This window comes from Peribacillus sp. SIMBA_075, from assembly GCF_046534585.1.
The window spans coordinates 1-235 of sequence record NZ_JAWRYN010001626.1; the positions used below are offsets into that span (position 1 = coordinate 1).

Annotated in this window: 1 protein-coding gene; it reads left to right on the plus strand. The window is 68.1% G+C overall.

From position 1 onward, the window contains the following. Positions 1 to 35: 35 nt before the first annotated feature. On the plus strand, positions 36 to 235 hold a 200-nt coding region (locus SB775_RS33940; protein ID WP_410865689.1), incomplete at its 3' end, for a hypothetical protein.

The following is a 235-nucleotide window of genomic DNA, read 5'->3' on the forward strand; positions in this document are numbered from 1 at the left end:
TGGCCGACATGGATGCCACGAGCAGGCGCATCGCCGTGAAACTGCTTCGCGAGCAGGGCCGGGTCGATTCCACCGGGGCGACCTCGCTGATCGTGTACCACGCCACTGGGCCCGGTCGCCGGAATGAAAGCCCTCGCAATGGCGCAGACGCGGGAATGGAGGAAAAGCCATCGGCTGCACCAGCAGGCGCGACGGCGGCGGCCCCCACTTCTCCTCTCGCGAACGTCGCCACTCC